Raw genomic sequence first — 22,803 nt, forward strand, 5'->3', positions numbered from 1 at the left:
CCTGTTAGGGACTAAGGATCGTGACAGGTCAAACCGGCCTTGTGAGGCTGGCGCCGCCGCGACATCTGCCAAGACCGGGACCGCATGACGACGACCGCCTCACTGCCGACCTCGATCGACGCCACGCTCTCCCTGCTGCAATCGCAGGGCTATGTCGCCGACCGGGCGCTGGCGACCGTGCTCTTCCTGGCGCTCCGGATGAAGCGGCCGCTGCTGCTCGAAGGCGAGGCCGGCACCGGCAAGACCGAGATCGCCAAGGTGCTCGCAAGCGGGCTCGGGCGCCGGCTGATTCGATTGCAATGCTATGAGGGGCTCGATCTCGCCTCCGCCGTCTACGAATGGAACTATGCCGGCCAGATGATGGCGATCCGTCTCGCCGAGGCCGGCGGTATCGCCGGCGATCGCGAGCGGCTGGAGAGCGACCTGTTCTCCGAGCGCTATCTGGTCAAGCGCCCGCTGCTGCAGGCGCTGGAGCCGCAGGAGGGCGGGGCGCCGATCCTGCTGATCGACGAGCTCGACCGCACCGACGAGGCCTTCGAGGCCTTCCTGCTCGAAGTGCTGGCCGATGCGCAGGTGACGATCCCCGAGCTCGGCACGATCAAGGCTGCCGAGCCGCCGATCGTGATCCTGACCTCGAACCGCACCCGTGAAATCCATGACGCGCTGAAACGCCGCTGCCTTTATCACTGGGTCGGCTATCCCGACGCTGCCCGCGAACTCGCCATCCTGAAGGCGAAGGCGCCGGGCGCTCCCGCCAAGCTCGCCAAGCAGATCGTGTCCTTCGTGCAGGCGATCCGCAAGGAGGAATTGTTCAAGGCGCCGGGCGTCGCCGAGACGCTCGACTGGGCCAGCGCGCTGGTCGAGCTCGATGCCGTGGCGCTCGACCCGGCCATCGTCTCCGACACGCTCGGCGCGCTGCTGAAGTACCAGGACGACATTCAGGCGATGCAGGGCTCGAAGGTCGGCGAATTGCTCGACCAGGCCAAGCAGGCGGCGCGGGGTTGAAATCGCGCCGTCATTCTCGGGCGAAGCGAAGCGCAGACCCGAGAATCTCATGACGAGAGAACACTGGTTTCCGAGATGGTCGGCTCAAGGCCGACCATGACGTGCAGCGGGAGCAAGCGATGAACGACGACATCAAGGCGATCGAAGCGGCGACCTGGACCTATCTGGATGGGCTCTATGAGGGCGATGTCGACAAGCTCGCCTCGGTCTTCCATCCGACCAGCGCGCTCACCCAATCGCTCGACGGCGAGCTCAAGGTCGTGCCGCGCGAGCAATGGTTCGAAGCGGTGAGGGGCCGCAAATCGCCGAAGGAGACCGGGTTGGAGCGCGGCGACCATATCCTGGCGATCGATCTGGTCGGGCCGTCCATGGCGCTGGTCAAGGTCAAGTGCCAGATGCCGCCGCGCTATTTCACCGACCTTCTGTCCTTCCTGAAGGTCGACGGCAAATGGATGGTGGCCCAGAAGGTGTTCATGACCGAGATCGGGCAGTGACGAGCTATGTCCCCGTCATGGTCGGGCTTGTCCCGACCATCCACGTCTTCATTCGGGCAACGTGGAGTTCAAGACGTGGATGCTCGCCACAAGGGCGAGCATGACGGGGGAGAGATGACCGGCAAGCTGCCCGAGAACGTCGCCTATTTCGCCCGCGCCTTGCGGGGCGCGGGCCTGCGCGTCGGGCCGGGCGCCGTGGTCGAGGCGGTGGAGGCGCTGGCTGATGGCGCGCTCGGCGGACGCGAGGACGTCTACTGGGCGCTGCATGCGATCTTCGTGAAGAAGCACGAGGATTCGGCGGTCTACGATCAGGCGTTCCGGCTGTTCTGGCGCCGGCGCGGGCTGATCGAGAAATTGATGGCGCAGATGTCGCCGGTGACGCCCCGGGTCGACAGCGAGCCGCAGAAGCCGGAGGCCGGGGCGTTGCGCGTGGCGGAAGCCTTCACGCCGCCACCCCGCGAGGACGAGCCGCCGGTCGAACTGACCGAGCTCTCGGCCAGGCTCACAGTCTCCGAGCGCGAGACGCTGAAATCGCGCGATTTCGCCCAGATGAGCGCAACCGAGATCGCCAAGGCGCGCCAGCTCATCGCAGAGCTCAGGCTACCCAATGACGCCGTGCCGACGCGGCGCTTCCAGGCGGCGCATGTCGGGGCGCGGATCGATCCGCGCCGCACCTTCCGCCGTTCGCTCAGGGGCGGCGGTGCCTCGATCGATCTCGCCTTCCGCGAGCGGGCCGAGATCCATCCACCGGTTGTCGCGCTCGTCGACATCTCCGGCTCGATGGCCGAGTATTCGCGCATCTTCCTGCACTTCCTGCACGCCGTCACCGAGCAGCGCCGGCGCGTGCATTCCTTCGTCTTCGGCACGCGGTTGACCAATGTCACGCGCATGCTGCGGGCCCGCGACCCGGACGAGGCGCTGGCGCTCGCCGGCAAGGCGGCGCCGGACTGGGAGGGCGGCACGCGCATCGCCTCGGCCCTGCACGCCTTCAACCGGGTCTGGTCGCGCCGGGTGCTGGCGGGCGGAGCGGTGGTGCTGCTCTTCACCGACGGGCTGGAGCGCCATCTCGGTCCCGATCTCTCCTTCGAGATGGACCGCCTGCACCGTTCCTGCCGGCAACTGACCTGGCTCAACCCGCTGCTGCGCTACGAGGCCTTCGAGGCGCGCGCCAGCGGCATCCGGGCGATGCTGCCGCATGTCGATCAGTTCCGGCCGATCCACAACCTCGCGGCGATGGCCGATCTCTGCGCCGCTCTTTCGTCGGACGCACGGCAGATCACCGATCCGCGGCTATGGTTGAAGAAGGCGGGTTGAGGCATGATCTGCACAGAACCAGCCCTCATCCTGAGGAGCGATCACAGATCGCGTCTCGAAGGATGCTCCAGAGACCACTGGAACCATCCATCGAGACGCCGCTGCGCGGCTCCTCAGGATGAGGGCTGAGGGAGGTTTTCATGATCAGCACCGATACCGACATCCTCGCCACCGCCGAGGCCTGGGCCAGGGCCGGGCGCGGCGTCGCGCTCGCCACCGTGGTCGAGACCTGGGGCTCCGCGCCGCGCCCGGTCGGCTCGCATCTCGTCATCGACGGCGAGGGCAATTTCCTCGGCTCGGTCTCCGGCGGCTGCGTCGAGGCCGCGGTCGTGGCCGAAGCCGGCGACGTGATCGCCGACGGCAAGCCGCGCACGCTTGAGTTCGGCGTCGCCGACGAGACCGCGTGGCAGGTCGGCCTCTCCTGCGGCGGCCGCATCAAGGTCTATGTCGAGCCCGTTCGGGCCTGAGGGAACGTAGTTATGGCCTCCTGGGAAACCCTTCTCGCTTTTGCGACGCTGACGCTGCTCGTGGCCTATTTCCCCGGCCCGGCGCTGCTCTATACGGCGGCGCAGACCATCGCCCATGGCCGCAAGGCCGGGCTGATGGCGATGCTCGGCATCCATCTCGGCTGCTATGTCCACGTCTTCGCCGCCGCCTTCGGCCTGTCGGCGGTGTTCAAGCATGTGCCCGAGCTCTACCTCGCGGTGAAGATCGCCGGCGCGCTCTATCTGGTCTGGCTCGGCATCGGCATGATCCGCTCCAAGCTGGGTGGCGCCGGGATGCAGGCCGTGGCGCCGGCCAAGACGGTCCGGCGCGCGCTGGTCGATTCCTTCATCGTCGAGGTGCTGAATCCGAAGGTCGCGCTGTTCTTCATCGCGCTTCTGCCGCAGTTCGTCGATCCCGCTGCGGCACTGCCGGTCTGGGCGCAGTTCCTGATCCTCGGCACGATCGTCAACTTCGCCTTCTCCTCGGCCGATCTCGTCACCGTATTCGGCGCCAGCCTGGTGATGAAGACGATGAAGGCGAGCCGTGCCGGCTTCGCACTCGGGCGCTGGCTCGGCGGCTCGCTGATGATCGGGCTCGGCATCAAGCTCGCCACCGACAAGGGCTGACGCCATGGATCTCTCGCTTCTCTCGACGCTCAATGCCGAGCGCGCCGCCCGGCGCGCGACGGTGCTGGTCACCGAGCTCGGCGCGGGCGAGCAGCGTCTGGTCAAGGAGGCCGATCTTGCCGGCGATGCGCTGGCGGAGGCGCTCGACAAGCAGTTGCGCAGCGGCAAGAGCGGCACTGTCGAGGTCGACGGCAAGGCCTATTTCCTGACGGTACAGGCGCCGCCGCCGCGCATCGTCGTCACCGGCGCGGTCCATATCTCGCAGGCGCTGGCGCCGATGGCGAAGCTGCTCGATCTCGACGTCACTGTCATCGATCCGCGCACCGCCTTCGCCACACAGGAGCGCTTCCCGGAGGTGACGCTGCTGGCGCAGTGGCCGGAGGAGGCGCTGCAGAAGGTGCCGTTCGACGGCTACACCGCCTTCGTCGCGCTGACGCATGATCCGAAGATCGACGATCCTGCGCTGCAGGCGGCGCTGCGCTCGAACTGCTTCTATATCGGCGCGCTCGGCAGTCGGAAGACGCATGGCAAGCGGCTGGAGCGGCTTGCCGCGGCCGGCTTCGGCGAGGCGGATGTGAAGCGCATCCATGCGCCGATCGGGCTCGACATCGGCGCGGTCTCGCCGGCCGAGATCGCGCTCGCCATCCTGGCAGAGATCGTGCAGGCCCTGCGTGGCCCGCGCCGCAAGCCGGTTTGAGAGACTACGCCTGATGAAGTTCGGTCCCATTCCCATCGCTGAAGCCGTCGGCGCGGTCGCTGCCCATACCGTGCGGGCCGGCGAGGCGATCGTGCGCAAGGGCGCGACGATCGGCGAGGACGATGCGCGCAAGCTCGCGGCTGCCGGCCTGAGCGAGATCGTCGCGGTGCAGCTCGAGCCCGGCGATATCGACGAGAACGCTGCGGCCGAGCAGTTGGCGCGGGCGCTGGCGGGCCGGGCGGTGGTGACCGAGGCGCCGTTCACCGGCCGGGTCAACCTGTTTGCCGCGGCGCCGGGCGTGCTGCAGATCGATGCGGGTGTGATCGATGCGCTCAACGCCGTCGACGAGGCGATCACCGTCGCGACCCTGCCGGCGCTGAAGCCGGTCGTCGCCGGCGAGATGGTCGGCACGGTCAAGATCATTCCTTATGCCGTGCCGGAGAAACGCATCTCGGAGGCGCTCGAACGGCTCGGCGCCGGCAAGCCGATCGCGATCGCCGAGTACAAGCTGAAATCGGTCGCGGTCGTCTCCACCTTGCTGCCGGGCCTGAAGACCAGCGTGGTCGACAAGACGCTGCGGACCCTGGGCGAGCGGCTTCAGCCGGCCAGCGCCGCGATCGAGCGCGACGCCCGCGTCCCGCATGAGAGCCCGCCGCTGGCGCAGGCGATCCGCGAAGCGGTGGCCGGGCCGGCGGAGCTCGTCGTCGTCTTCGGCGCGTCCGCCATCACGGATCGGCGCGATGTCGTGCCGAAGGCGTTGGTCGAGGCTGGCGGCACGGTCGAGCATCTCGGCATGCCGGTCGATCCCGGCAATCTACTGATGCTGGGGACGCTGGACGGCAAACTCGTGATTGGTGCGCCGGGTTGTGCCCGTTCGCCCAAGGAGAACGGTTTCGACTGGGTGCTGCAGCGCAGCCTCGCCGGCGTGCCGGTGACGCGGGCCGAGATCCAGAAGATGGGTGTCGGCGGCCTCTTGATGGAGATCGTCTCGCGGCCGCAGCCGCGCGCGCCGGGGCACGGCGAGGCGGCGCCCGTCGCCGGCATCGTGTTGGCCGCGGGCCGGTCGACCCGGATGGGCGTCGGCAACAAGCTGTTGCAGGAGGTCCGTGGCAAGCCGCTGGTCCGCCATGCCGTCGAGGCGCAGCTTGCCTCACGTGCTGCTCCGGTGATCGTCGTCACCGGCCATCAGCAGGATGAGGTTCGCGCCGCGCTCGCCGGGCTCGATGTCGGCTTCGTGCACAATCCTGCCTTCGCCGAAGGACTTGCCGGCTCGCTCAAGGCCGGGCTCGCAGCGCTGCCGGGGGAGGTGCCGGGCGTCGTCGTCTCGCTCGGCGATATGCCGAATGTCACGGCCGGGGTGATCGATCGGCTGGCCCAGGCCTTCGCCGACCGGCCCGATGCGCTCGCCGTGGCGCCGACCCTGCTCGGCCAGCGTGGCAACCCGGTGCTTTTGGCGCGAAAGCTCTTTCCGGAGGTAGCCAAGCTCGATGGCAACCAGGGCGCGCGCCGCCTGCTCGATGCAGCCGGCGACGCGGTCGAGGAGATCGCGCTCGACGACCCCGCCATTGCGCTCGACATCGATACGCCGGAAGCGCTCAGGGCGTTGACGGGGCAGGGGCCGCACGGCTGATCGTCAGCGCTTCCAGAGTAGCCCCAGCGTGACATAGGCCCCAGACCTCTCGTCGCTCGTCTTCTGAAGCCCTCCTGCGAGGCGCCAGTCGAGACCGAACAGGTGCAGGCCGGTGAGATGCAGGCCGATCCTCAGCTTGTGATAGGCGCGCTCGCGATAGGCTTCGAGCTCGGGGCCGAGATAGAGCTCGCCCGTCAGCCGCCAGCCCCCGGCTAGGCGGCCCCAGTAGCGGTTGCCATCGGCGAGGACGGCATAGGCATTGGCCTGCACCAGCCAATTTTCGATGGGCTTGGACCAGAGATCGGCCTGCAGGCGCACCATGCCGCGCTGCTCGAAGCTGCGCTCGGAGCGCGTCTCGCTATACTGGGCCTCGATCTCGGGACCGGCGGCGAACGACAGGAAACTGTCGCCGATCCGCCATTCATAGCCGAGCAGCGCCTGGAGTTCGGTCTTGTAGAGGCGACCCTGCGTCGGTCTGCGCCGGGCCGGCTCGACGCTTTCGCCCCATTTCAGGCCGAGGCGGAAGCCGCTGGCATCGAGCCCGCCGCTATTGCCAAACGCCCATTTCAGCCCGACGGAGCCGTAGGTCTTGCTGGCGTCGGCCTCGAGCGAGCCGAAGATCGCCAGCGAGAGCGGGCTGCGCTCCATCAGCGCCGGATCGGCTTTCAGGGGCGATGAGGCGAGCGCAACCGCCGCGCCGAATCCACGCGCGAGCAACCCCGAACGCTTCGCGACCCCCCACGCCACGCCCACGCCCCTTCCGTCGCATACTCGGACGGCGCCAACACACGTCATGAGTGTGGCAGTTGGCAGAATTCCTGCAAGTGTTTGTTAACCATCGCGGCGCAGCCTGATGGCAGCCGGCTCATCGTCTTCTTGCTAGAGGAGCGTATCGGTCATGGTTTCGCAGGATTTCCTTCGCCAACTGGCGGGTTACGGGCTGACGACCGCCAGGATCCTCTACCGGATGCCGGATCACCCCGACTTCCTCCAGAGCTATGTCTGGCAGGAATACGATCTCGCCCCGCGCTTCCCGGAACTGCACAGGTTCCTCGATTTCTGGCGGCGTGAGCTCGACGGTCCCTTGCATTCGATCACGGTGGCGCATTCGCAGCTGATCCGCCCGGCCGAGATCGTCAATGTGAACGGCGTGCTGACGTTGCACTGACAGGCATGCACCGCGGCGGGGTTGTTGGCCCGCCGCCGGGCATGCTAGGCCGCAGGCCCTGCTCATCGCCTGGCGAGCCTGCTTGTCCTCCCCCTTGCGCACCTCCGGACTGCTGATCGCGCTCGCTCACCTGCCGGGCCCGCGTGTCGCCGTCCGCGACATCGTCGCGGCGTTGCGGGACCGGGCTTATGCGCTGCTGGTCGTGCTGCTCGGCCTGCCGAACTGCCTGCCGATGCCCCCGCCGATCCCGCTGGTCTGCGGCCTGGTCCTCGCCTTCGTCGCGGCGCAGATGCTGATGGCACGCGCCACGCCCTGGCTGCCGCATCGGTTGCTCGACCGCAGCATCGCCCAAGCGGATCTCGCGCGCGCAGTCGGGCGCGCCCTGCCCCCCTTGATCCGGCTCGAGCGCTTCTCGAAGCCGCGACTGACCATGCTCGGCGGGCCCTTCGCGCTGCCGGTGCTCGGGGCCGTTCTGCTGTTTCTGGCGCTCGGGCTGATCGTTGCGGCGCCGTTCATCGGCCAGATCCCGCTGGGGCTCGCCGTCTGCCTGGTCGGCCTCGGCCTGGTCGAGCGCGACGGGGTGCTGATCATCGCCGGCGCCGTGGTCGGTGCGCTGGGGCTCGCCTTGTCGGCGGGCTTCGCCTACGCCCTGGTGAGCTGGCTGGCGAGCTTCTTCTGAACGCCGTCGCTCAGGCGGCGAGGGCCTGCTCAAACGGCCGTTCCAGCGTCAGCAGCCGGTCGATCTCCTCGGGCGGCACGCCCTTCGAGAACAGGAAGCCCTGCAGTTCGTGGCAGCCGATTGCCTGCAGGAAGCGGTGCTGTTCGGCCGTCTCGACGCCCTCGGCACAGACGCGCAGGCCCAAAGCCCGGCCGAGATGGACGACCGAATGGACCAGGATCGCCGACTCGCCGGTCGCTTCCATGTATTCGAGGAAGGAACGGTCGATCTTGATCTTGTCGAAGGCGAAGCGGCGCAGATAGATCAGGCTCGAATAGCCGGTGCCGAAATCGTCGAGCGCCAGACTGACGCCATGGGCGCGCAGATCCATCATCGCGGCCTCGGCGGCATCGGCGTCCTCGACCACGACGCCCTCGGTCAATTCGAGCTCGAGTCGTTCGGGCTCGAAGCCGGTCTCGTCGAGCACGCGGATCACGCTGGCGACGAAATCCTTGTGGCGGAACTGGATCGGCGAGACGTTGACCGCCAGCTTGATGCCCGGCCATTGCCGTGCCTGCTCGCAGGCGCGGCGCAGCACCCATTCGCTGAGTGGCACGATCAGGCCGCGCTCCTCGGCGATGCCGATGAATTCGGAGGGCGGGATCATCCCGTGTTCAGGATGCGGCCAGCGCACCAGGGCCTCGACGCCGACGATGCTGGCGCCGTCGATCGAGACCTGGGGCTGGAAGTGCAGCAGCAGCTGATCGCGGGCGATGGCGTTGCGCAGGTCTTCCTCGACCATGCGCTTCATCTGCAGCGCCCGGTTCATCTGCGGCTCGAAGAAGGAGTAGCGGTTCCGGCCTTCGTTCTTGGCCTGGTAGAGCGCGGTGTCGGCCAGGCGCAGCAGCGTGCTGCGGTCGGCGCCGTCCTGCGGCGCATGGGCGATGCCGATCGAGCAGCCGATGGTGACGGCGACGCCGCCGATCTCGAAGGGCGCGGTCAGCGCGTCGAGGATGCGCTGGCCGAGCGCGGCGCTGGCGTTCGGCGCGGTCATATGAGTCTGGATGATGCCGAACTCGTCGCCGCCGAGGCGGGCGACGGTGTCGCCGAGGCGCAGGATCGTGGTCAGGCGGCTGGCGACCTGGCGGATGAGCTCATCGCCGGCATTGTGGCCATAGGTGTCGTTCACCGCCTTGAAGCGGTCCAGATCGAGCAGCAGCACGGCGAGCGCGCTCTTGGTCCGGCCGAGCTGGGCAAGCTCCTGATCGAGCCGGAGGTCGAAGGTCCGGCGGTTCGGCAGGCCGGAGAGCTCGTCCTGGCCTGCGAGCCGGTGGATCTGCCGCTCTCGCGAGGCGATCTGCTGCGCGGCGCTGCGCATGCGATGGTAGACATAGGCGAACAAGGCGATGAACAGCGCGATGACCGCGCCGAGCGCCCCGGCAAACTGGCTGATCATGGCATCGCCCGGGCGTTCCGGCGTCCAGCTCAGCCAGGCATTGACCGAGCCGTCGGGCGAGGGAACATCGCGGCGGCGCAACGGGTCGGCCGGCCGCTCCGTCACGATTTCCAGGTGGGGAACGCGATAGCGCTGGCCGAGCTCGTCGAGCTGGGCCTGGACCAGTTTGCGATAGCCGACGATGAAGGCGGCGGTCTCGGCACCACCTTCCTGCTGACCGGCCTGTTCGGGCCGGCGCAGATCGGCTGAGATGATGCCGAAGGTGTCGGACCCATGATAGACGAGAGCGGCCCTGACCGGTCCGTTCTCGATGCCCGGCAGCGCGCTCCGGGCGCTGCCGCCGGGCAAGTCCGGCCTGAGCCGGACCAGGGCGTCGTAGCCGTTCTGCGCCGCGGTCTGGCGCTGTTCGACCCCGGCGAGGACGCGGCCCGATGCCGTGACCAGATAGGTCCCGTCGAAGTCGAGGAAGCGATTGGCCAACTGGGCGAAGGCCCATTGCAGCGTCGCGCTCGGCAGAATGCTGTTGAGGACCGGGGTCAGCACGCCGGCGGCCTGGAGGTTCTCGAAGCGCAGACGACGCAGATGGACCTGGGTCGCCAGCGCCGCCTCGACGCGATCGCGCTGCCGCTCCGCCTCGATCAGGTTCGCATCCCGGACCATCGCGATCATCACGCCGAGGATCGCCGCGAGCACGAGCGCGAAGGCGGTCGCCAACATCGGCAGGGTCCGAGTCAGCGCGCGTGCCGAGGATTCACTATTCGCGATCTTGACGAGTGACGGCAAAGGCCCTGACCTGTGGCGCGCAGACAGCCGACCTTGACAGCGGAATCTTGCCATCCGGTTTCCGGAGAAGCCGAGAAATCACGGAAGTTGCATTTCTTTTGGCCTGCACCAGCCCCTATTCGCCGGTCGGCTCATAGGGCGGGCGCGGAATCGCCATATGGGCGGCGCGTAGCGCTGCCGACCAACGCTCGCGCAGATCGTGGAAATAGGGCTCGCCGGCCTCGATGCGGCGATTGAGTTCGGGGGCCGCGGCATCGCGTCGCAGAACGATCATGTCGATCGGCAGGCCGACGCCGAGATTGGAGCGCATCGTCGAATCCATCGAGATCAGCCCGACCTTGAGCGCGTCGTAGAGATGGGTCTTGAAGGTGACGGCGCGGTCGAGGATCGGCTTGCCGTATTTGTGCTCGCCGATCTGCAGGAACGGCGCGTCCATGCCGCATTCGATGAAGTTGCCGGCCGAATAGACCATGAACAGCCGCATCGGCTGGCCTTGGATCTGGCCGCCGAACAGGAAAGACATGTCGTATTTGATGCCGGCTTCGCGCAAGGCCTCGCCATCGCTCTCGCGCACGATGCGGACGGCGCGGCCGACGAGCTGGGCGGCGCGGAACATCGAGGGGGCGTTCTGCAGCGTCTCCGGTTCTCCGTTTTCCGGATTGGGGATGCCCTCGTGCAGCAGGCTGACGACCGACTGGGTGACGGAGAGGTTGCCGGCGGTGGCGAGCGCCATCGTCCGCTCGCCCGGCCAGGAGAAGACGTGCAGCTTCCGGAAGGTCGAGATGTCGTCGAGCCCGGCATTGGTTCGGGTGTCGGCGATCATCACGAGCCCGTCCTGGACGAGGATGCCGGCGCAATAGGTCAAGATCGAACTCCACGACGCGCCGGGACGGCGTGCGAGGCTGGTATCAGGCGCTCATGACGGGGACAATCCGCGAAGATGCCATTGGGACCCGAAGGCCGGATCAGGTGCTCCGATTGCACCCGCTCGGGATCCTATTCTCTGTCGTTCCGGCGCTCCGCTTCGCTTCAGCCGGAATGGCGGTGTGAGGAAATGGAAGGCGTTCGCCTGTGCCGCTGTCACCGGCGCGGCACAGCGGCTGCTTTTTCGCTTCGCCGGCGCGGCGGCCTCTGGACCTTTGGCGCCCTTTGCCGATCATCATCATGATCGGCCGGGGGAGCCAGGTGAGAGTCCGTCGATGAAGTTGCTGCGCCTGATGTCGCTCGGCGCGTTTGCCATGGCGGGCATTCAGTCAGCCGCGGCCTATGCGCCTGCTTCGGTTCCGGAACGGGCCGAGCGAGCGCAGGACCGCGCGCGCATCTGCATGGGCGCCATCGAGGCCGAGCGTGCCGAGCGGCGGGCTGCATGCGACGAGAGCCTGAGCAGCGAGTTCAACCGAGCCATCCGCGCCGATCTGCTCGCCAGCCGTGGCTGGCTGTCCGAAGCCGAGAACGCCCTGAATGATGCGCTGCGCGATTTCGATGCGGCCCTCAAGGCGGTGCCGAATCACCTGGCGGCCCTGCGTGGCCGAGCCCATGCCTTGTCCGAGCTTGGCCGGCATGTCGAAGCCGCGGCGCTGATCGAACGGGCGATGGCCGTCGGCGGGCGCGCAACCTTGCTGGCAGATCGCGCTCTGCTGCGTGAGCGCGCCGGCGATCTTGCCGGGGCCCGGACCGATCTCGATGGCGCCATTGCGCTCGATCCCTCGAATAGCTGGGCGCGCGGGACGCGGGGGCGGTTCCGGCAGGACGACAACGAGCACGAGGCCGCTCTGGCCGATTTCGAGGCCGCGTTGGCGCTCGAGCCGGAGGTCACCTCCTATCATTACCGCCGCGGTCTCTCGCTTGCCGTGCTGGGGCGGTCGCGGGAGGCGGTCGCCGCCTTCGACGGCGCCCTGCGTCTGGAGCCGGCCGTGGTGCAGGTCTGGCTGGAGCGCGGGCGGGCGTTCGAGGCGCTCGGCCATGAAGGGCCGGCGCTCGCAAGCTATGAGCGGGCTTTGCGTCTCGATGCCCGGCACGAGGCTGCGCTGTCGCGACGCGCCTTCCTGCTGCAGCGGACCGGCCGCGCCGAGGAGGCGATTGCGGCCTATGACCGTTTGCTCGCGGTTCAGCCGCGCGCTGCCTTCGGCCTGAACAACCGGGCCGGCCTGCTTGCCGGGCTCGGCAAGCGAGAGGAGGCGCTGCGCGATCTCGACCGCGCCATCGCGCTCGTTCCAGGCGACGGCAATGCGCTGCGCAATCGAGCGCAGCTGCTGCTCACGCTCGGCCGCAACGACAAGGCGCTGCGCGATCTCGACCGGGCCGGTCCTGGGCACGACGCCGGAGCCTGGCATGGCATGCGCGGCGATGCGCTGCTGGCGCTCGGCCGGCCTGCGCCGGCGCTGGAAGCCTATCGCGCCGCGCTGGCGCTGAAGCCGCAGGACCGCGCTACGCTGTTCGGCTTCGGGCTGGCGCAGGAGATTCGCGGCGATCGCAGCGCCGCTGCCGCTGCCTATGGTGCCCTGCTCGCGGTCGATCCGGAGCACGAGGGAGCGCTCGAACGCCGCGAGGAGCTGTTGCCGGCGCTCGGCCGCTCGATCGAGGTCTGGCCGGCGCGCCTCGCCGGCCTGTGGCGCGATGCGGGGGGCGCCTATGAGCGGGAGCGCGAGGCACTTCGGGGAATCTATCGGATGCTGCGGCCGCAGCCGCCGCAGCCGGTCCAGGCCCTGCCGACCCCGCCGAATCCGCTCGCGGCGCTCGATGCGGCGCTGGCGCTCGACGCCTTCGACGTGCCGCGCCTGATCCGCCGGGCCCAGTTCGGCATCGGCCAGCCGCAGCGGGAGGCGCAGGCGCGCGCCGATCTCGCCGTGGCGCTGCTGCTCGAGCCGGAGAATCCGGCGGCGCTGGTGCAGCGCGCCCGGCTGAGCTTCCGCGACGGCGCCTTCGCTGCCGCGCAGGCCGATGCGGAAGCGGCGCTGCGCAGCGAGCCGCGCTCGATCGAGGCGCTGTTCCAGCGGGCGAGGGCGCTGACGGCGCGCGGCCAGCTCAGTGCTGCGCTCAAGGCCTATGACGATGTCGTCGCGGTCGCGCCCGCCAACGCCGCCGCCTTGCTCAACCGGGCGCTGCTGCTGCAGCATGCCCGCGAATACGAGCGGGCGCTGGCCGATCTCGACGCCGCGGTCGCGGCCAACCGGGCCGATCCGGATGGCTGGGTGGCGCGCGCCGCGCTGAGGACGGCGCTCGGGCAGACCGATGCGGCGATCGCCGATTTCGACCGGGCGCTGTCGCTCGACGCCCGCCTCGGCCAGGCCTGGTATGGCCGCGCCTTGGCGCATCAGCGCCGCGGCGACGCGGCCGAGGCGGCTGCCGATTTCGCCAGGGCGCAGGCGCTCGATGCGAAGGCCGAGGAGCGCTACCGCGCCATCGGCATGGCTCCCTAAAGGGCGATTTGGCCCTTCCTTAACCATTTAGCGGGCAGCGTGGGCATTGGAAACGAGCCCGCACAATGGCCGACGAGACGCAAAGAGATTCCCTGTTCGCGCCCGCCGCGCCAAATTCGCGTCTCGCCATCTTCGGCGTCGACGATGCGACGCTCCGGCTCGCCAGGGAGCTCGCTCCGACCCTGGACGCTGCGATCGACGCAGCGGTGGCGCTGCACTTCGAGCGGCTCGATGGGCATCCGACCATGGGAGTGGCGTCGCGGGCGCACGGGCCGAACCTGCGCAGCGAGATGGCGCAGCATGCCCGCTCCCTGTTCGAGGCGACGTTCGACGACGCCTATGCGGCATCGCTGCGGCGGGCCGTGCAGGCCGAGACAGCTTCGCCCTTCGGCCCGCGCACGCATGCAGTCCTGGCGATGACGGCGATGCGCTCGCTGTTTCCCGAGATCGCCAGACGGCATCGCTTCTCCTCGCGCCGGACGGCGCGGGACTGCGTCAAGCTGGCGGAGTTCCTGATCGTCGATCTCGTCAACGCGCTCGGCGACATCCATGCGATGCGGGCCGAGCAGACGACGCGCTATGTCACGGACATCGCCGCGCTCGCCGATGATTTCCGCCAGCAGGTCGAGCAGGTCTCGAGCGAGACGGAAGAGGCCGCGGCAACGCTCAGCCGGGTCGCCGCCAGTTCGGCGACGGCGTCGCGCCGGGCGGGCGAGACCACTGAGGCCAGCCGGCAAAGCTGGAACAAGGTGCGCGAGCGCGCTGCCCAGACGGTCGATTCGATCGGGCAGCTGCGCCAATCGATCGGCGAGATCGACCGGCGGACACAGGAGAGCGCCGGGATCGCGGCCGAGACGGTCACGGCGGCGGGAGAGGCACGAGGGACGATCGAGAGCCTGGCCGCGCTCGTCTCCGAGGTCGGCTCGGTCGTAGGCCTGATCTCGGAGATCGCGGCGCAAACCAATCTGCTCGCGCTCAACGCCACCATCGAGGCGGCGCGCGCCGGCGAGGCCGGGCGCGGTTTCGCCGTGGTGGCGAGCGAGGTGAAATCGCTCTCCGCCCAGACCAGCGGGGCGACGGAGGCGATCGGCAGTCGGATCGAAGCGATCCGTCAGGCGACCTCGCGCTGCGTCGATGCGATGGCGCGGATCGACCAGTCGGTGTCCGGCATGGCAGGGAACATGTCCGCTGTCGCCGGTGCGGTGACGCAGCAATTTTCGGTCAGCGAAGGCATCGCCCAGGATGCGCAGGCGACCACGGACGAGATCGAGGCGGCGCTGACCCTCGCGGCCGAGGCCCTCAGCGCCATGGAGCGCGTCGGCGCGTCCGTCGGCGAGATGAATCAGCGCTCGGCCGCCGTCGGCACCGTTGCGGCGGGCCTGGCCGAGAATCTCAATCGCTTCGTCAAATCGGTTTCCGACCGGCTCACCGCCTGAATCGCCGTTTTGCGGTGGACGGCGTCCTCCGCTCGCTTGGCGCAGGCCCGATTCTTGCCACTATTCGCGTCCGGTGCGCATGCGCGATGGCTGGGAGCGGCGAGATGGCTGGCTATTTTCCGAACTGGACTTTGAAGACCTCCGGCGATGTGATGCCAGACGAGCGGCTGCCGACCGGGCAGACCGTGATTGCCGGCCTGCAGCATGTCGTCGCCATGTTCGGCTCGACCGTGCTGGCGCCGATCCTGATGGGCTTCGACCCCAACGTCGCGATCTTCTTCTCCGGTATCGCGACGCTGCTGTTCTTCGTCATCACCGGCGGGCGGCTGCCGAGCTATCTCGGCTCCTCCTTCGCCTTCATCGGCGTCGTCATCGCCGCGACCGGCTATGCCGGCACCGGCCCCAACGCCAACCTGCCGGTTGCGCTCGGCGGCATCATCGCCTGCGGCGCGGTCTATGCCGCGATAGGCCTGATCGTGCAGGGCGTCGGCACGCGCTGGATCGAGACATTGCTGCCGCCGGTGGTGACCGGCGCGGTGGTCGCGGCGATCGGCCTCAACCTGACGGCGGTCGCGATCAACATGATCTCGGCCAGTCCCTACACCAAATGGATCGCGCTGTTCACCGTGGTCGCGGTCGCGCTCGTCGCCGTGTATGGGCGCGGCCTGGCGCAGCGCCTGCCGGTGCTGATCGGCGGGCTGGCGGCCTATATCCTCTACGCCGCGACGGCGGCGAGCTTCGGCGCGCCGACGATCGATTTCGGCAAGGTCGCGGCGGCCGCCTGGTTCGGCCTGCCGAATTTCGTCGCGCCGGTGTTCGACGCCAAGGCGATCGCGCTGATCGTGCCGGTCGCGATCATCCTGGTCGCGGAGAATCTCGGGCACATCAAGGGCATCTCGGTGATGACCGGGCGCAATCTCGACGGGCTGATCGGGCGCGGTTTCTTCGCCGACGGCATCGGCACGATGATCGCCGGCTCCGGCGGCGGCACCGGCGTCACGACCTATGCCGAGAACATGGGCGTGATGGCGGTGACGCGGGTCTATTCGACGCTGGTCTTCGTCGCCGCCGGAGTGATCGCGCTGCTGCTCGGCTTCTCGCCCAAGTTCGGCGCGGTGATCGGCACGATTCCCGTGGCGGTGCTGGGCGGGCTCGCGGTCGTCGTCTTCGGCCTGATCGCCGCGACCGCCGGCCGGATCTGGGTCGAGAACAAGGTCGACTTCTCCGAGCCCAAGAATCTGCTGACGGTCGCGACCGCGCTGATTCTCGGCGCCGGCGATCTGAAGCTGCCGATCTTCGGCTACGAGCTCGGCGGCATCGGCACGGCGACCTTCGCCGCGATCGCGCTCTACCATCTGCTCAACCGCCGCTCGCCGGCCTGAAACGTCTTTGAAATCAGCCTGCCGCGCCCAGTGCGGCAGGTCTTTCCTGGCTTCGCCGCGAGGTTGGCCGAACGTGTCCGCAACCAGTTTGCATATTTCTGTCGCAAACGGGTGGACAGGGGCGGGGGTGTTTGCTACATCGCCGCCCGTCGGGACGCGGTCCACGCCTCGCCGACAACGTCTTCGTGGCGTATGGGTGATTAGCTCAGTTGGTAGAGCAGCTGACTCTTAATCAGCGGGTCGTAGGTTCGAGCCCTACATCACCCACCACGGAAACTCCTTGAAATCATCGGGCCTTGCGGCCGGAACGGTTGAGCGCGACCGGGCCGGCAGATCGGGTTCGCCCTTCGCATGGGCGCACGCCGTTCCGACCATCGGAATCGGTTTGGCCTCGGCCGTGGCGGGCTCTGCGGTTGAAATCGGCGCGGCGCTTTCCCACCTGCCTTGCCCAATGACCTGCAGATCCGGGGCCCTATGAACCAAGCCATCCGCAAGCGCGCTCTGCTGCTGCGCAACCCCAAGGCGCGCCGCGGCCAGGAATCGCTGGAGCCCGTCCTGCAGCGGCTCGAGGCGGGCGGGCTCGACGTCACCGTCGAGACCTTCGAGGCCCTGCCCGAGATCGCGCGCGACATCGTCCGCCTGCGGCACATCGCCGATCTCGTCATCGTCTGCGGCGGCGACGGCTCGGTGTCGTCGTCGGCGCTCGCCGCGATGGAAAGCGGCCTGCCGCTCGGCATCATCCCGATGGGAACGGCCAATGATCTCGCCCGGACGCTCGACATCCCGATGGACCTGGCCGGCGCTGCCGACGTGATCGCGCGGGGCGAGACGCGCCCGGTCGATGTCGGAACGGTCAACGGGCACGCCTTCTTCAACGTCGCGAGCATCGGGCTGAGCAGCGATCTCGCGCAAAGCCTCGACCCCGCGCTGAAGAAGCGCTTCGGTCGCCTCGGCTATGCCGTGGCTGCGCTGAAGGTGATGACCCGCGCCTCGCATTTCGGCGCGACGATCAAGGAGAAGGGGCGGACGACCGCCGTCGAGACCTACCAGATCGCGGTCGGTAACGGCCGCCACTATGGCGGCGGCAATGTCGTGGAGGAGAGCGCCGAGATCGATGACGGGCATCTCGATCTCTACAGCCTCGAGATGAAGAACCTCTGGAAGCTGGCGCTGATGCTGCGCTCGTTCCGCTCAGGCACGCATGGCGCCTGGCAGGAGGTCCGCACGGCCCGCTGCGTCGAGTTCGACATCGAGACGAAGCGGCCGATGCCGGTCAATACCGATGGCGAGATCGTCACCGCGACGCCGGCGCATTTCAAGGTTCACCCGAAGGCGATCACGATCTTCGCGCCGGCTGCGCCCGGGCGAGCCCTGCCGATGCATCCATTCTACCACCGCTGAGCCGGCATCCTTGCCGCCGGAATCGAGGAGTCTGGTGGCTCTGCCGTCAGGCTGCGAGGCCGCCTGACGATCCCTTGTCGCCGCGTAGCAGGTTGCGCAGCTGATAGGCCAGGGCGATCGGCGCGGGGAAGCGCTTGCGGCAGAAGGCGATCTTGCGGACGTAATTGTCGATCCGCCAGGTCGCCCAGGTCTTGCCGGCGAAATAGGCGATGTCGCCCTGACGTAGCGTGCGCTGCGAGCCGTCCTGCGCCGTGACATGGACCTCGCCCTCGAGGATCACGACGGTCTCGTCCCAGTCGAAGTACCATCGGAACTCGCCGGCAGTGCAGTCCCACATCGCGGTGGTGGCGGCATCGTCGCCGGCACGCGAATGCAGGCCGACGCGCGCGAACGGCTCGCCGGAAATGATCCAGGACGGCTCGATCGGGGAGGGTTCCAACGGCAGGTCGTCCATGCCGCGGGCCACCAGCGGCGCCTGCTCGACCGGGGCGGCCAGCGGAAGCTGCCGCAACATCATCGCGGCGGCGCCGGCGAGCATCATCTTCAAGGCCATCAATTCCTCCCTAAAAATCGCGCGGATCATAGAGGGCAGGGGTAAAGACGGCCTTTCCGCAGTCTTTCAGATGTCGGGTATCGACGGCATCGTGACGCAGGGCGGCCGCGGCGGCGCGGCTGTAGGAATCGGTTCCCGATCGCGCGCCGTCGATGCAGCGCAGAGCAACAAGGACAGCGTGATGGCAACCGGGCTTGCTGCATCTCCATCCCGCCGCGGCTTTGCGGTCGGCGCCGCCCAGCTCGTCGCCGTGGTCGCGTTGTGGCGCTCGGCGCCGGCGGCCGAAGCGCTGCCGAAGATGACCGTGACGCGCGATCCGAGCTGCGGCTGCTGCGGCGAATGGGTCGAGCATGTCAGGGCGGCCGGCATCCCGGCCGATGTGGTCGAGGTCGAGAATGTCGTGCCGCTCAAGACCAGGCTCGGCGTGCCCGAGGCCCTGATGTCGTGCCACACGGCCGAGATCGGCGGCTATGTCGTGGAGGGCCATGTCCCGGCCGAGGCGATCAAGCGGCTGCTCGCGGAGAAGCCGAAGGCGATCGGGCTCGCCGTCGCCGGCATGCCTGTTGGCTCTCCGGGAATGGAGGTGCCCGGCCAGCCGCCGCAGAGCTACGAGATCAAGATATTCTCGGCCGACCGGCAGCATGTCTTCGCGCGTTACCGCGGGCTGCAGCAGATCTGACGGCAGCGCGGACACCTCCGCGCCGCTGTCCGCCTCGTCAGGCGCGGTCGACCGCGATGATCGCCTCGGCGAAGGCCGTCGGGGCTTCCTGCGGCAGGTTGTGGCCGATGCCGCCTTCGAGCGTGCGGTGCCGGTACCAGCCGGAGAATTTCTTGGCATAGGCTGACGGGTCGGGATGCGGCGCGCCATTGGCGTCGCCCTCGAGGGTGATGGTCGGCACCGTGATGATCGGGAAGGCCGCGAGCCTCTTCTCCAGCGCATCGAATTGCGCCTCGCCCTGCGCCAGGCCAAGGCGCCAGCGGTAATTATGGATCGAGATCGCGACATGGTCGGGATTGTCGAAGGCCACAGCCGAGCGCGCGAAGACGGCGTCGCCGAAGCTCCATTTGGGGGAGGCGGTCTCCCAGATCAGACGGGCGAAAGCCCGAGTGTTCTTCGCGTAGCCGGCCGCGCCCCGTTCGGTGGCGAAATAGTACTGGTACCACCATTGCTGCTCGGCCTTGGGCGGCAGCGGGGCCTCGTTCAGCTTCTGGCTGCCGATCAGGTAGCCGCTGACCGAGACCAGGCCCTTGACGCGCTGCGGCCAGAGCGCCGCGACGATGCAGGCCGTGCGCGCGCCCCAGTCGCAGCCGCCGAGCAGCACCGTGTCGAGCTTGAGCGCATCCATCAGCGCGATGACGTCGACGGCGAGCGCGCCCTGCTGGCCGTTGCGCGGCGTGTCGGCGGAGAGGAAACGGGTTTCGCCATAGCCGCGCAGCGAGGGCACGATCACACGGTAGCCCCTGGCCGCCAGCAGCGGGGCGACATCGACATAGGTGTGGATGTCATAGGGCCAGCCATGCAGCAGGATGACGACAGGGCCGTCGGCCGGGCCCTGCTCAGCATAGCTCACGCGGAGCACACCGGCATCGACCTGCTTGAGCGGGCCTAGCGAGGATGGCGCCGCCGGCGCCGCCAGAGCTGGTCGGCTTAGGCCGAGTCCGGCCGCGGCGATCACCGTTGCCGCGGAGCTCACGAAGAGGCGGCGGCTGGGATCGATGGTTTCGGAGGTCTTGGCCTGGTCCATGGCGGAATGCCTTCTGCGGGAGTGGCGAGGACTTGGGAGGGAAGCGCCGGCGGAGATTTCCGCGCGGCGCCGTCCCATTCAGGATCAGACGAGGTTGATCTCGACCTCGATGTTGCCGCGGGTTGCCTTGGAGTAGGGGCAGGTCTGGTGGGCGGCATCGACCAGAGTGCGGGCGGTGTCGCGGTCCAGCCCCGGCAGGGCGACGTTCAGACGAGCCTGCAGGAAGTAGCCGCGCTCGCCCTGGCGCAGGTCGACCTCGGCATCGACCGCGGTGTCGGCCGGGACGGCGACCTTGCGCTCGCGCGCCGCCAGCCCGATTGCGCCGATGAAGCAGGCCGACCAGCCGGCGGCGAAAAGCTGCTCCGGATTGGTGCCCGCGCCGGGCGCGCCGGGCGAGGTCAGGTTGACCTCGAGGCGGCCATCCGAGCTGCGGGCGGCGCCGTCGCGGCCGCCGGTGGTGTGGGTACGGCCGGTGTAGAGAACCTTGTCGGTGTTGGACATGTCGAATTTCCTTCTGTTTTTAGATCGTGTCCGATCTAATCGGATGCGGTCTTATATGTGAAGCTCGGAAGCGATGTCAACTCTTCCGATTTAATCGGATGCGATGTATATGAAGGCGACCATGACGCTTTCGACGAGGCCCGCCATGCCCACTCCGACCCCGAACGATCCGAATGTGCCCAAGCTGGCGAATTTCCTCTGCTTTGCGATCTATTCGGCCAATCTGGCCTATGGGCGTGCCTACAAGCCGATTCTCGACGAGCTCGGGCTGACCTACACCCAGTACATCGCGATCATCGCGCTCTGGGAGGAGGACGATCAGAGCGTCGGCGGTCTCGGCGAGAAGCTGTTCCTGGAATCGAACACGCTGACTCCCATCCTGAAGAAGCTCGAAGCACTCGGCTATATCCGGCGCCGGCGCGACCCGGCCGATGAGCGCCAGGTCCGTGTCAGCCTGACGCCGGAAGGGCGCAAGCTGCGCGAGAAGGCGCTGCCGATGAATCTGGTGGCGGCGGCCGGGCTCGGCGAGGATTTTCCGGTGGTGCAGAAGGCGGTGGTCAGGCTGCGCAACAACCTGCTCAAGACGGCGCGCGGGCAGGCGGCGGAGATGGCTGTCGCGAAGGCTGCGGAATAGGGAGCCTGTCGCCAGGGCGCGTTGATAATGCTGTTGATGCAAGGCGCCGGCGGCCGCAAAGGGCGGGTTGGATTCAGGGGCTGTTAACCCTGCGCCGGTACCTCTCGATGCTCAGTCGAGTGAGTGTCGGGCCAGCGTTGATCCATGCGTCGAATCCATCGCAATCTCCAGACGAACAGCGCCTCTCCCGCGGCTCGTATCTCGGATCAACTCTCTGATTTCGCTGAGATTCTGGCGCCGGCGTCGACGGAACACCGCGCGTCCGGGAACCAGGCCCTGCCGGGGCTCGTCCGCTACGGGCGCACCCCCGACAAGGTCCGCCGGCAGGATGTCGAGCGCGCTGCCGTCGAGGCGGCTGTCCCGCTGCCCGAGCCCGAGCCGGAAGCTCCCGTCGATCCCGGCCGCGTCCGCTATTGGCGCACTCCCCAGCGCATGCTGCAGCAGGTCTGGGGCGGCGGATCGCCGGAGGCCCCGGCGCCCGAATCAGCGACTCAAGCCGAGGCCGACATGGCAGGGGAGGGCGAGGATGCGCTGATGGCGCCGGATTTTGCTTCGCCGCTGCCGGAGGAGAGCCCGGCCGAGGCGGTTTCGACCCCGTTCGCCTTCCTCTCCGACGCCGCCTTCTGGGAGTTCATCCCGGACGCCGAGCAGGAGGACGACACTGCATTCGAGAGCGCGCCGCCGGTTATCGCGGCGAGAGCGCCGCTGCAGGTGGCTCCGCCGATCGTGCCGATGACTCCGGCCGAGCCGGCGCGCCCGGCTGCCGCTCCGGTGTCAGCGCCTGCTTCGGCAATCATGACATTCGGCTGGACGCAGCCTTATCGTTTCGAGCTGAGCCTGACGCCGCCCGCGTTGCAGGTCATTGCACCGGCCCCTGAGCCGGCCGCTCCGGTCCCTGCGCCGGCCGCGCTGGCGCCGGCATCCAAGGCTCCTGTGCCGCGCCGCAGGATCATGGGGCAGCTCGCTCCCGCTATTGCACCGGCCGTCGCGCCTGTGGCGAAGGCGGCCGAGCCTGAAGCCGCGCCGGCAACCGCACAACCGAAGGTGTCGGTCGTGCCTGCCGCGCCAAAGCTGCGCGCGGCCCTGCCGATGCCGAAGCCGATCGCGTCGATGGGCTTCGAATTGCCGCCGATCGAGTTCCTGGCCGAGCCGCCGCAGATCGCGACCGCGATCCCGATCGAAATCATCCAGCAGAATTCCGGCCTGCTCGAAGGGATTCTGGAGGACTTCAACGTTCGCGGCGAGGTCGTGCAGGCCTGCCCCGGCCCGGTCGTCACTCTCTACGAGCTTGAGCCCGCTCCCGGCACGAAGTCCTCCCGCGTGATTTCGCTCGCCGACGACATCGCCCGCTCGATGAGCGCGGTGTCGGCGCGTGTGGCGGTGGTGCAGGGCAAGAACGCGATCGGCATCGAGCT

General features: G+C 68.3%; 22 protein-coding genes and 1 tRNA gene. 17 read left to right on the top strand and 6 right to left on the bottom strand.

Annotated features, from left to right (window positions below):
• The first annotated feature begins 84 nt into the window (after positions 1–84).
• From BMZ69_RS25330 to BMZ69_RS25360, 7 genes are all read left to right on the top strand, one after another.
• Positions 85–1,005: an AAA family ATPase gene (locus BMZ69_RS25330; RefSeq protein WP_092162085.1), complete on the top strand. Its 921-nt coding sequence runs from the start codon at positions 85–87 to the stop codon at positions 1,003–1,005.
• A gap of 119 nt (positions 1,006–1,124) precedes the next feature.
• Positions 1,125–1,499, top strand: a complete 375-nt coding sequence (locus BMZ69_RS25335) for a nuclear transport factor 2 family protein (protein WP_092162086.1) — start codon at positions 1,125–1,127, stop codon at positions 1,497–1,499.
• Between the two features lie 114 nt (positions 1,500–1,613).
• A complete protein-coding gene (locus BMZ69_RS25340; RefSeq protein WP_092162087.1) occupies positions 1,614–2,813 on the top strand; it encodes a vWA domain-containing protein in 1,200 nt (399 codons plus the stop codon).
• Between the two features lie 140 nt (positions 2,814–2,953).
• Positions 2,954–3,280: an XdhC family protein gene (locus BMZ69_RS25345; RefSeq protein WP_092162088.1), complete on the top strand. Its 327-nt coding sequence runs from the start codon at positions 2,954–2,956 to the stop codon at positions 3,278–3,280.
• A gap of 12 nt (positions 3,281–3,292) precedes the next feature.
• Positions 3,293–3,925, top strand: coding sequence for a LysE family translocator (locus tag BMZ69_RS25350; RefSeq protein ID WP_092162089.1), 633 nt, complete (start codon positions 3,293–3,295; stop codon positions 3,923–3,925).
• 4 nt (positions 3,926–3,929) lie between these two features.
• Positions 3,930–4,622: an XdhC family protein gene (locus BMZ69_RS25355; RefSeq protein WP_092162090.1), complete on the top strand. Its 693-nt coding sequence runs from the start codon at positions 3,930–3,932 to the stop codon at positions 4,620–4,622.
• Between the two features lie 13 nt (positions 4,623–4,635).
• Complete coding sequence (locus tag BMZ69_RS25360; RefSeq protein ID WP_092162092.1) at positions 4,636–6,252, top strand: NTP transferase domain-containing protein; 1,617 nt, start codon at positions 4,636–4,638, stop codon at positions 6,250–6,252.
• A gap of 3 nt (positions 6,253–6,255) precedes the next feature.
• On the opposite strand, the gene bcsS is transcribed toward BMZ69_RS25360, so the two are convergent.
• Positions 6,256–6,969, bottom strand: a complete 714-nt coding sequence (gene bcsS / locus BMZ69_RS25365) for a cellulose biosynthesis protein BcsS (RefSeq protein ID WP_175506966.1) — start codon at positions 6,967–6,969, stop codon at positions 6,256–6,258.
• 181 nt (positions 6,970–7,150) lie between these two features.
• Here bcsS and BMZ69_RS25370 point away from each other — a divergent pair, with 181 nt between their 5' ends.
• Together BMZ69_RS25370 and BMZ69_RS25375 are read left to right on the top strand one after the other, a co-directional pair.
• Positions 7,151–7,420 carry an usg protein gene (locus BMZ69_RS25370; protein WP_092162101.1) on the top strand — a complete coding sequence of 90 codons (270 nt, stop codon included), beginning with the start codon at positions 7,151–7,153 and terminating at the stop codon, positions 7,418–7,420.
• A gap of 82 nt (positions 7,421–7,502) precedes the next feature.
• Positions 7,503–8,099, top strand: a complete 597-nt coding sequence (locus tag BMZ69_RS25375; protein ID WP_092162103.1) for an exopolysaccharide biosynthesis protein — start codon at positions 7,503–7,505, stop codon at positions 8,097–8,099.
• 10 nt (positions 8,100–8,109) lie between these two features.
• Here BMZ69_RS25375 and BMZ69_RS25380 read toward each other — a convergent pair whose 3' ends face one another.
• On the bottom strand, positions 8,110–10,251 hold the full coding sequence (locus BMZ69_RS25380) for a putative bifunctional diguanylate cyclase/phosphodiesterase (protein ID WP_092162105.1): 2,142 nt from the start codon (positions 10,249–10,251) through the stop codon (positions 8,110–8,112).
• Positions 10,252–10,432: 181 nt separating this feature from the next.
• Positions 10,433–11,182: a proteasome-type protease gene (locus tag BMZ69_RS25385; RefSeq protein WP_092162107.1), complete on the bottom strand. Its 750-nt coding sequence runs from the start codon at positions 11,180–11,182 to the stop codon at positions 10,433–10,435.
• Between the two features lie 334 nt (positions 11,183–11,516).
• Here BMZ69_RS25385 and BMZ69_RS25390 point away from each other — a divergent pair, with 334 nt between their 5' ends.
• The 5 genes from BMZ69_RS25390 (at position 11,517) to BMZ69_RS25410 (ending at position 17,955) form a co-directional block, all read left to right on the top strand.
• The gene (locus BMZ69_RS25390) at positions 11,517–13,736 is read left to right on the top strand and encodes a tetratricopeptide repeat protein (RefSeq protein WP_092162109.1); all 2,220 of its coding nucleotides are present in this window, start codon (positions 11,517–11,519) and stop codon (positions 13,734–13,736) included.
• Positions 13,737–13,801: 65 nt separating this feature from the next.
• Positions 13,802–15,172, top strand: a complete 1,371-nt coding sequence (locus tag BMZ69_RS25395; protein WP_092162111.1) for a methyl-accepting chemotaxis protein — start codon at positions 13,802–13,804, stop codon at positions 15,170–15,172.
• 104 nt (positions 15,173–15,276) lie between these two features.
• Complete coding sequence (locus tag BMZ69_RS25400; protein ID WP_244543537.1) at positions 15,277–16,554, top strand: solute carrier family 23 protein; 1,278 nt, start codon at positions 15,277–15,279, stop codon at positions 16,552–16,554.
• A gap of 194 nt (positions 16,555–16,748) precedes the next feature.
• Positions 16,749–16,824, top strand: a tRNA-Lys gene (locus BMZ69_RS25405).
• A gap of 204 nt (positions 16,825–17,028) precedes the next feature.
• On the top strand, positions 17,029–17,955 hold the full coding sequence (locus BMZ69_RS25410; protein ID WP_092162115.1) for a lipid kinase: 927 nt from the start codon (positions 17,029–17,031) through the stop codon (positions 17,953–17,955).
• 46 nt (positions 17,956–18,001) lie between these two features.
• Here BMZ69_RS25410 and BMZ69_RS25415 read toward each other — a convergent pair whose 3' ends face one another.
• On the bottom strand, positions 18,002–18,508 hold the full coding sequence (locus tag BMZ69_RS25415; RefSeq protein WP_175506967.1) for a cupin domain-containing protein: 507 nt from the start codon (positions 18,506–18,508) through the stop codon (positions 18,002–18,004).
• A 181-nt stretch (positions 18,509–18,689) separates the two neighbouring features.
• On the opposite strand from BMZ69_RS25415, the gene BMZ69_RS25420 reads away from it, so the two are divergent.
• On the top strand, positions 18,690–19,187 hold the full coding sequence (locus tag BMZ69_RS25420; RefSeq protein ID WP_092162135.1) for a DUF411 domain-containing protein: 498 nt from the start codon (positions 18,690–18,692) through the stop codon (positions 19,185–19,187).
• A 37-nt stretch (positions 19,188–19,224) separates the two neighbouring features.
• On the opposite strand, the gene BMZ69_RS25425 is transcribed toward BMZ69_RS25420, so the two are convergent.
• Positions 19,225–20,253 carry an alpha/beta fold hydrolase gene (locus BMZ69_RS25425; protein WP_092162117.1) on the bottom strand — a complete coding sequence of 343 codons (1,029 nt, stop codon included), beginning with the start codon at positions 20,251–20,253 and terminating at the stop codon, positions 19,225–19,227.
• 84 nt (positions 20,254–20,337) lie between these two features.
• Complete coding sequence (locus tag BMZ69_RS25430; protein WP_092162119.1) at positions 20,338–20,754, bottom strand: organic hydroperoxide resistance protein; 417 nt, start codon at positions 20,752–20,754, stop codon at positions 20,338–20,340.
• Between the two features lie 145 nt (positions 20,755–20,899).
• Between BMZ69_RS25430 and BMZ69_RS25435 the strand changes: the two genes are divergently transcribed.
• Together BMZ69_RS25435 and BMZ69_RS25440 are read left to right on the top strand one after the other, a co-directional pair.
• A complete protein-coding gene (locus BMZ69_RS25435) occupies positions 20,900–21,388 on the top strand; it encodes a MarR family winged helix-turn-helix transcriptional regulator (RefSeq protein WP_092162136.1) in 489 nt (162 codons plus the stop codon).
• Between the two features lie 144 nt (positions 21,389–21,532).
• Positions 21,533–22,803: DNA translocase FtsK (locus BMZ69_RS25440; protein WP_280142130.1), on the top strand; the 1,271-nt coding region annotated here is incomplete at its 3' end.

This window comes from Allobosea sp. CRIB-10, assembly GCF_900112185.1.
Classification (GTDB): Bacteria; Pseudomonadota; Alphaproteobacteria; order Rhizobiales; family Beijerinckiaceae; genus Allobosea.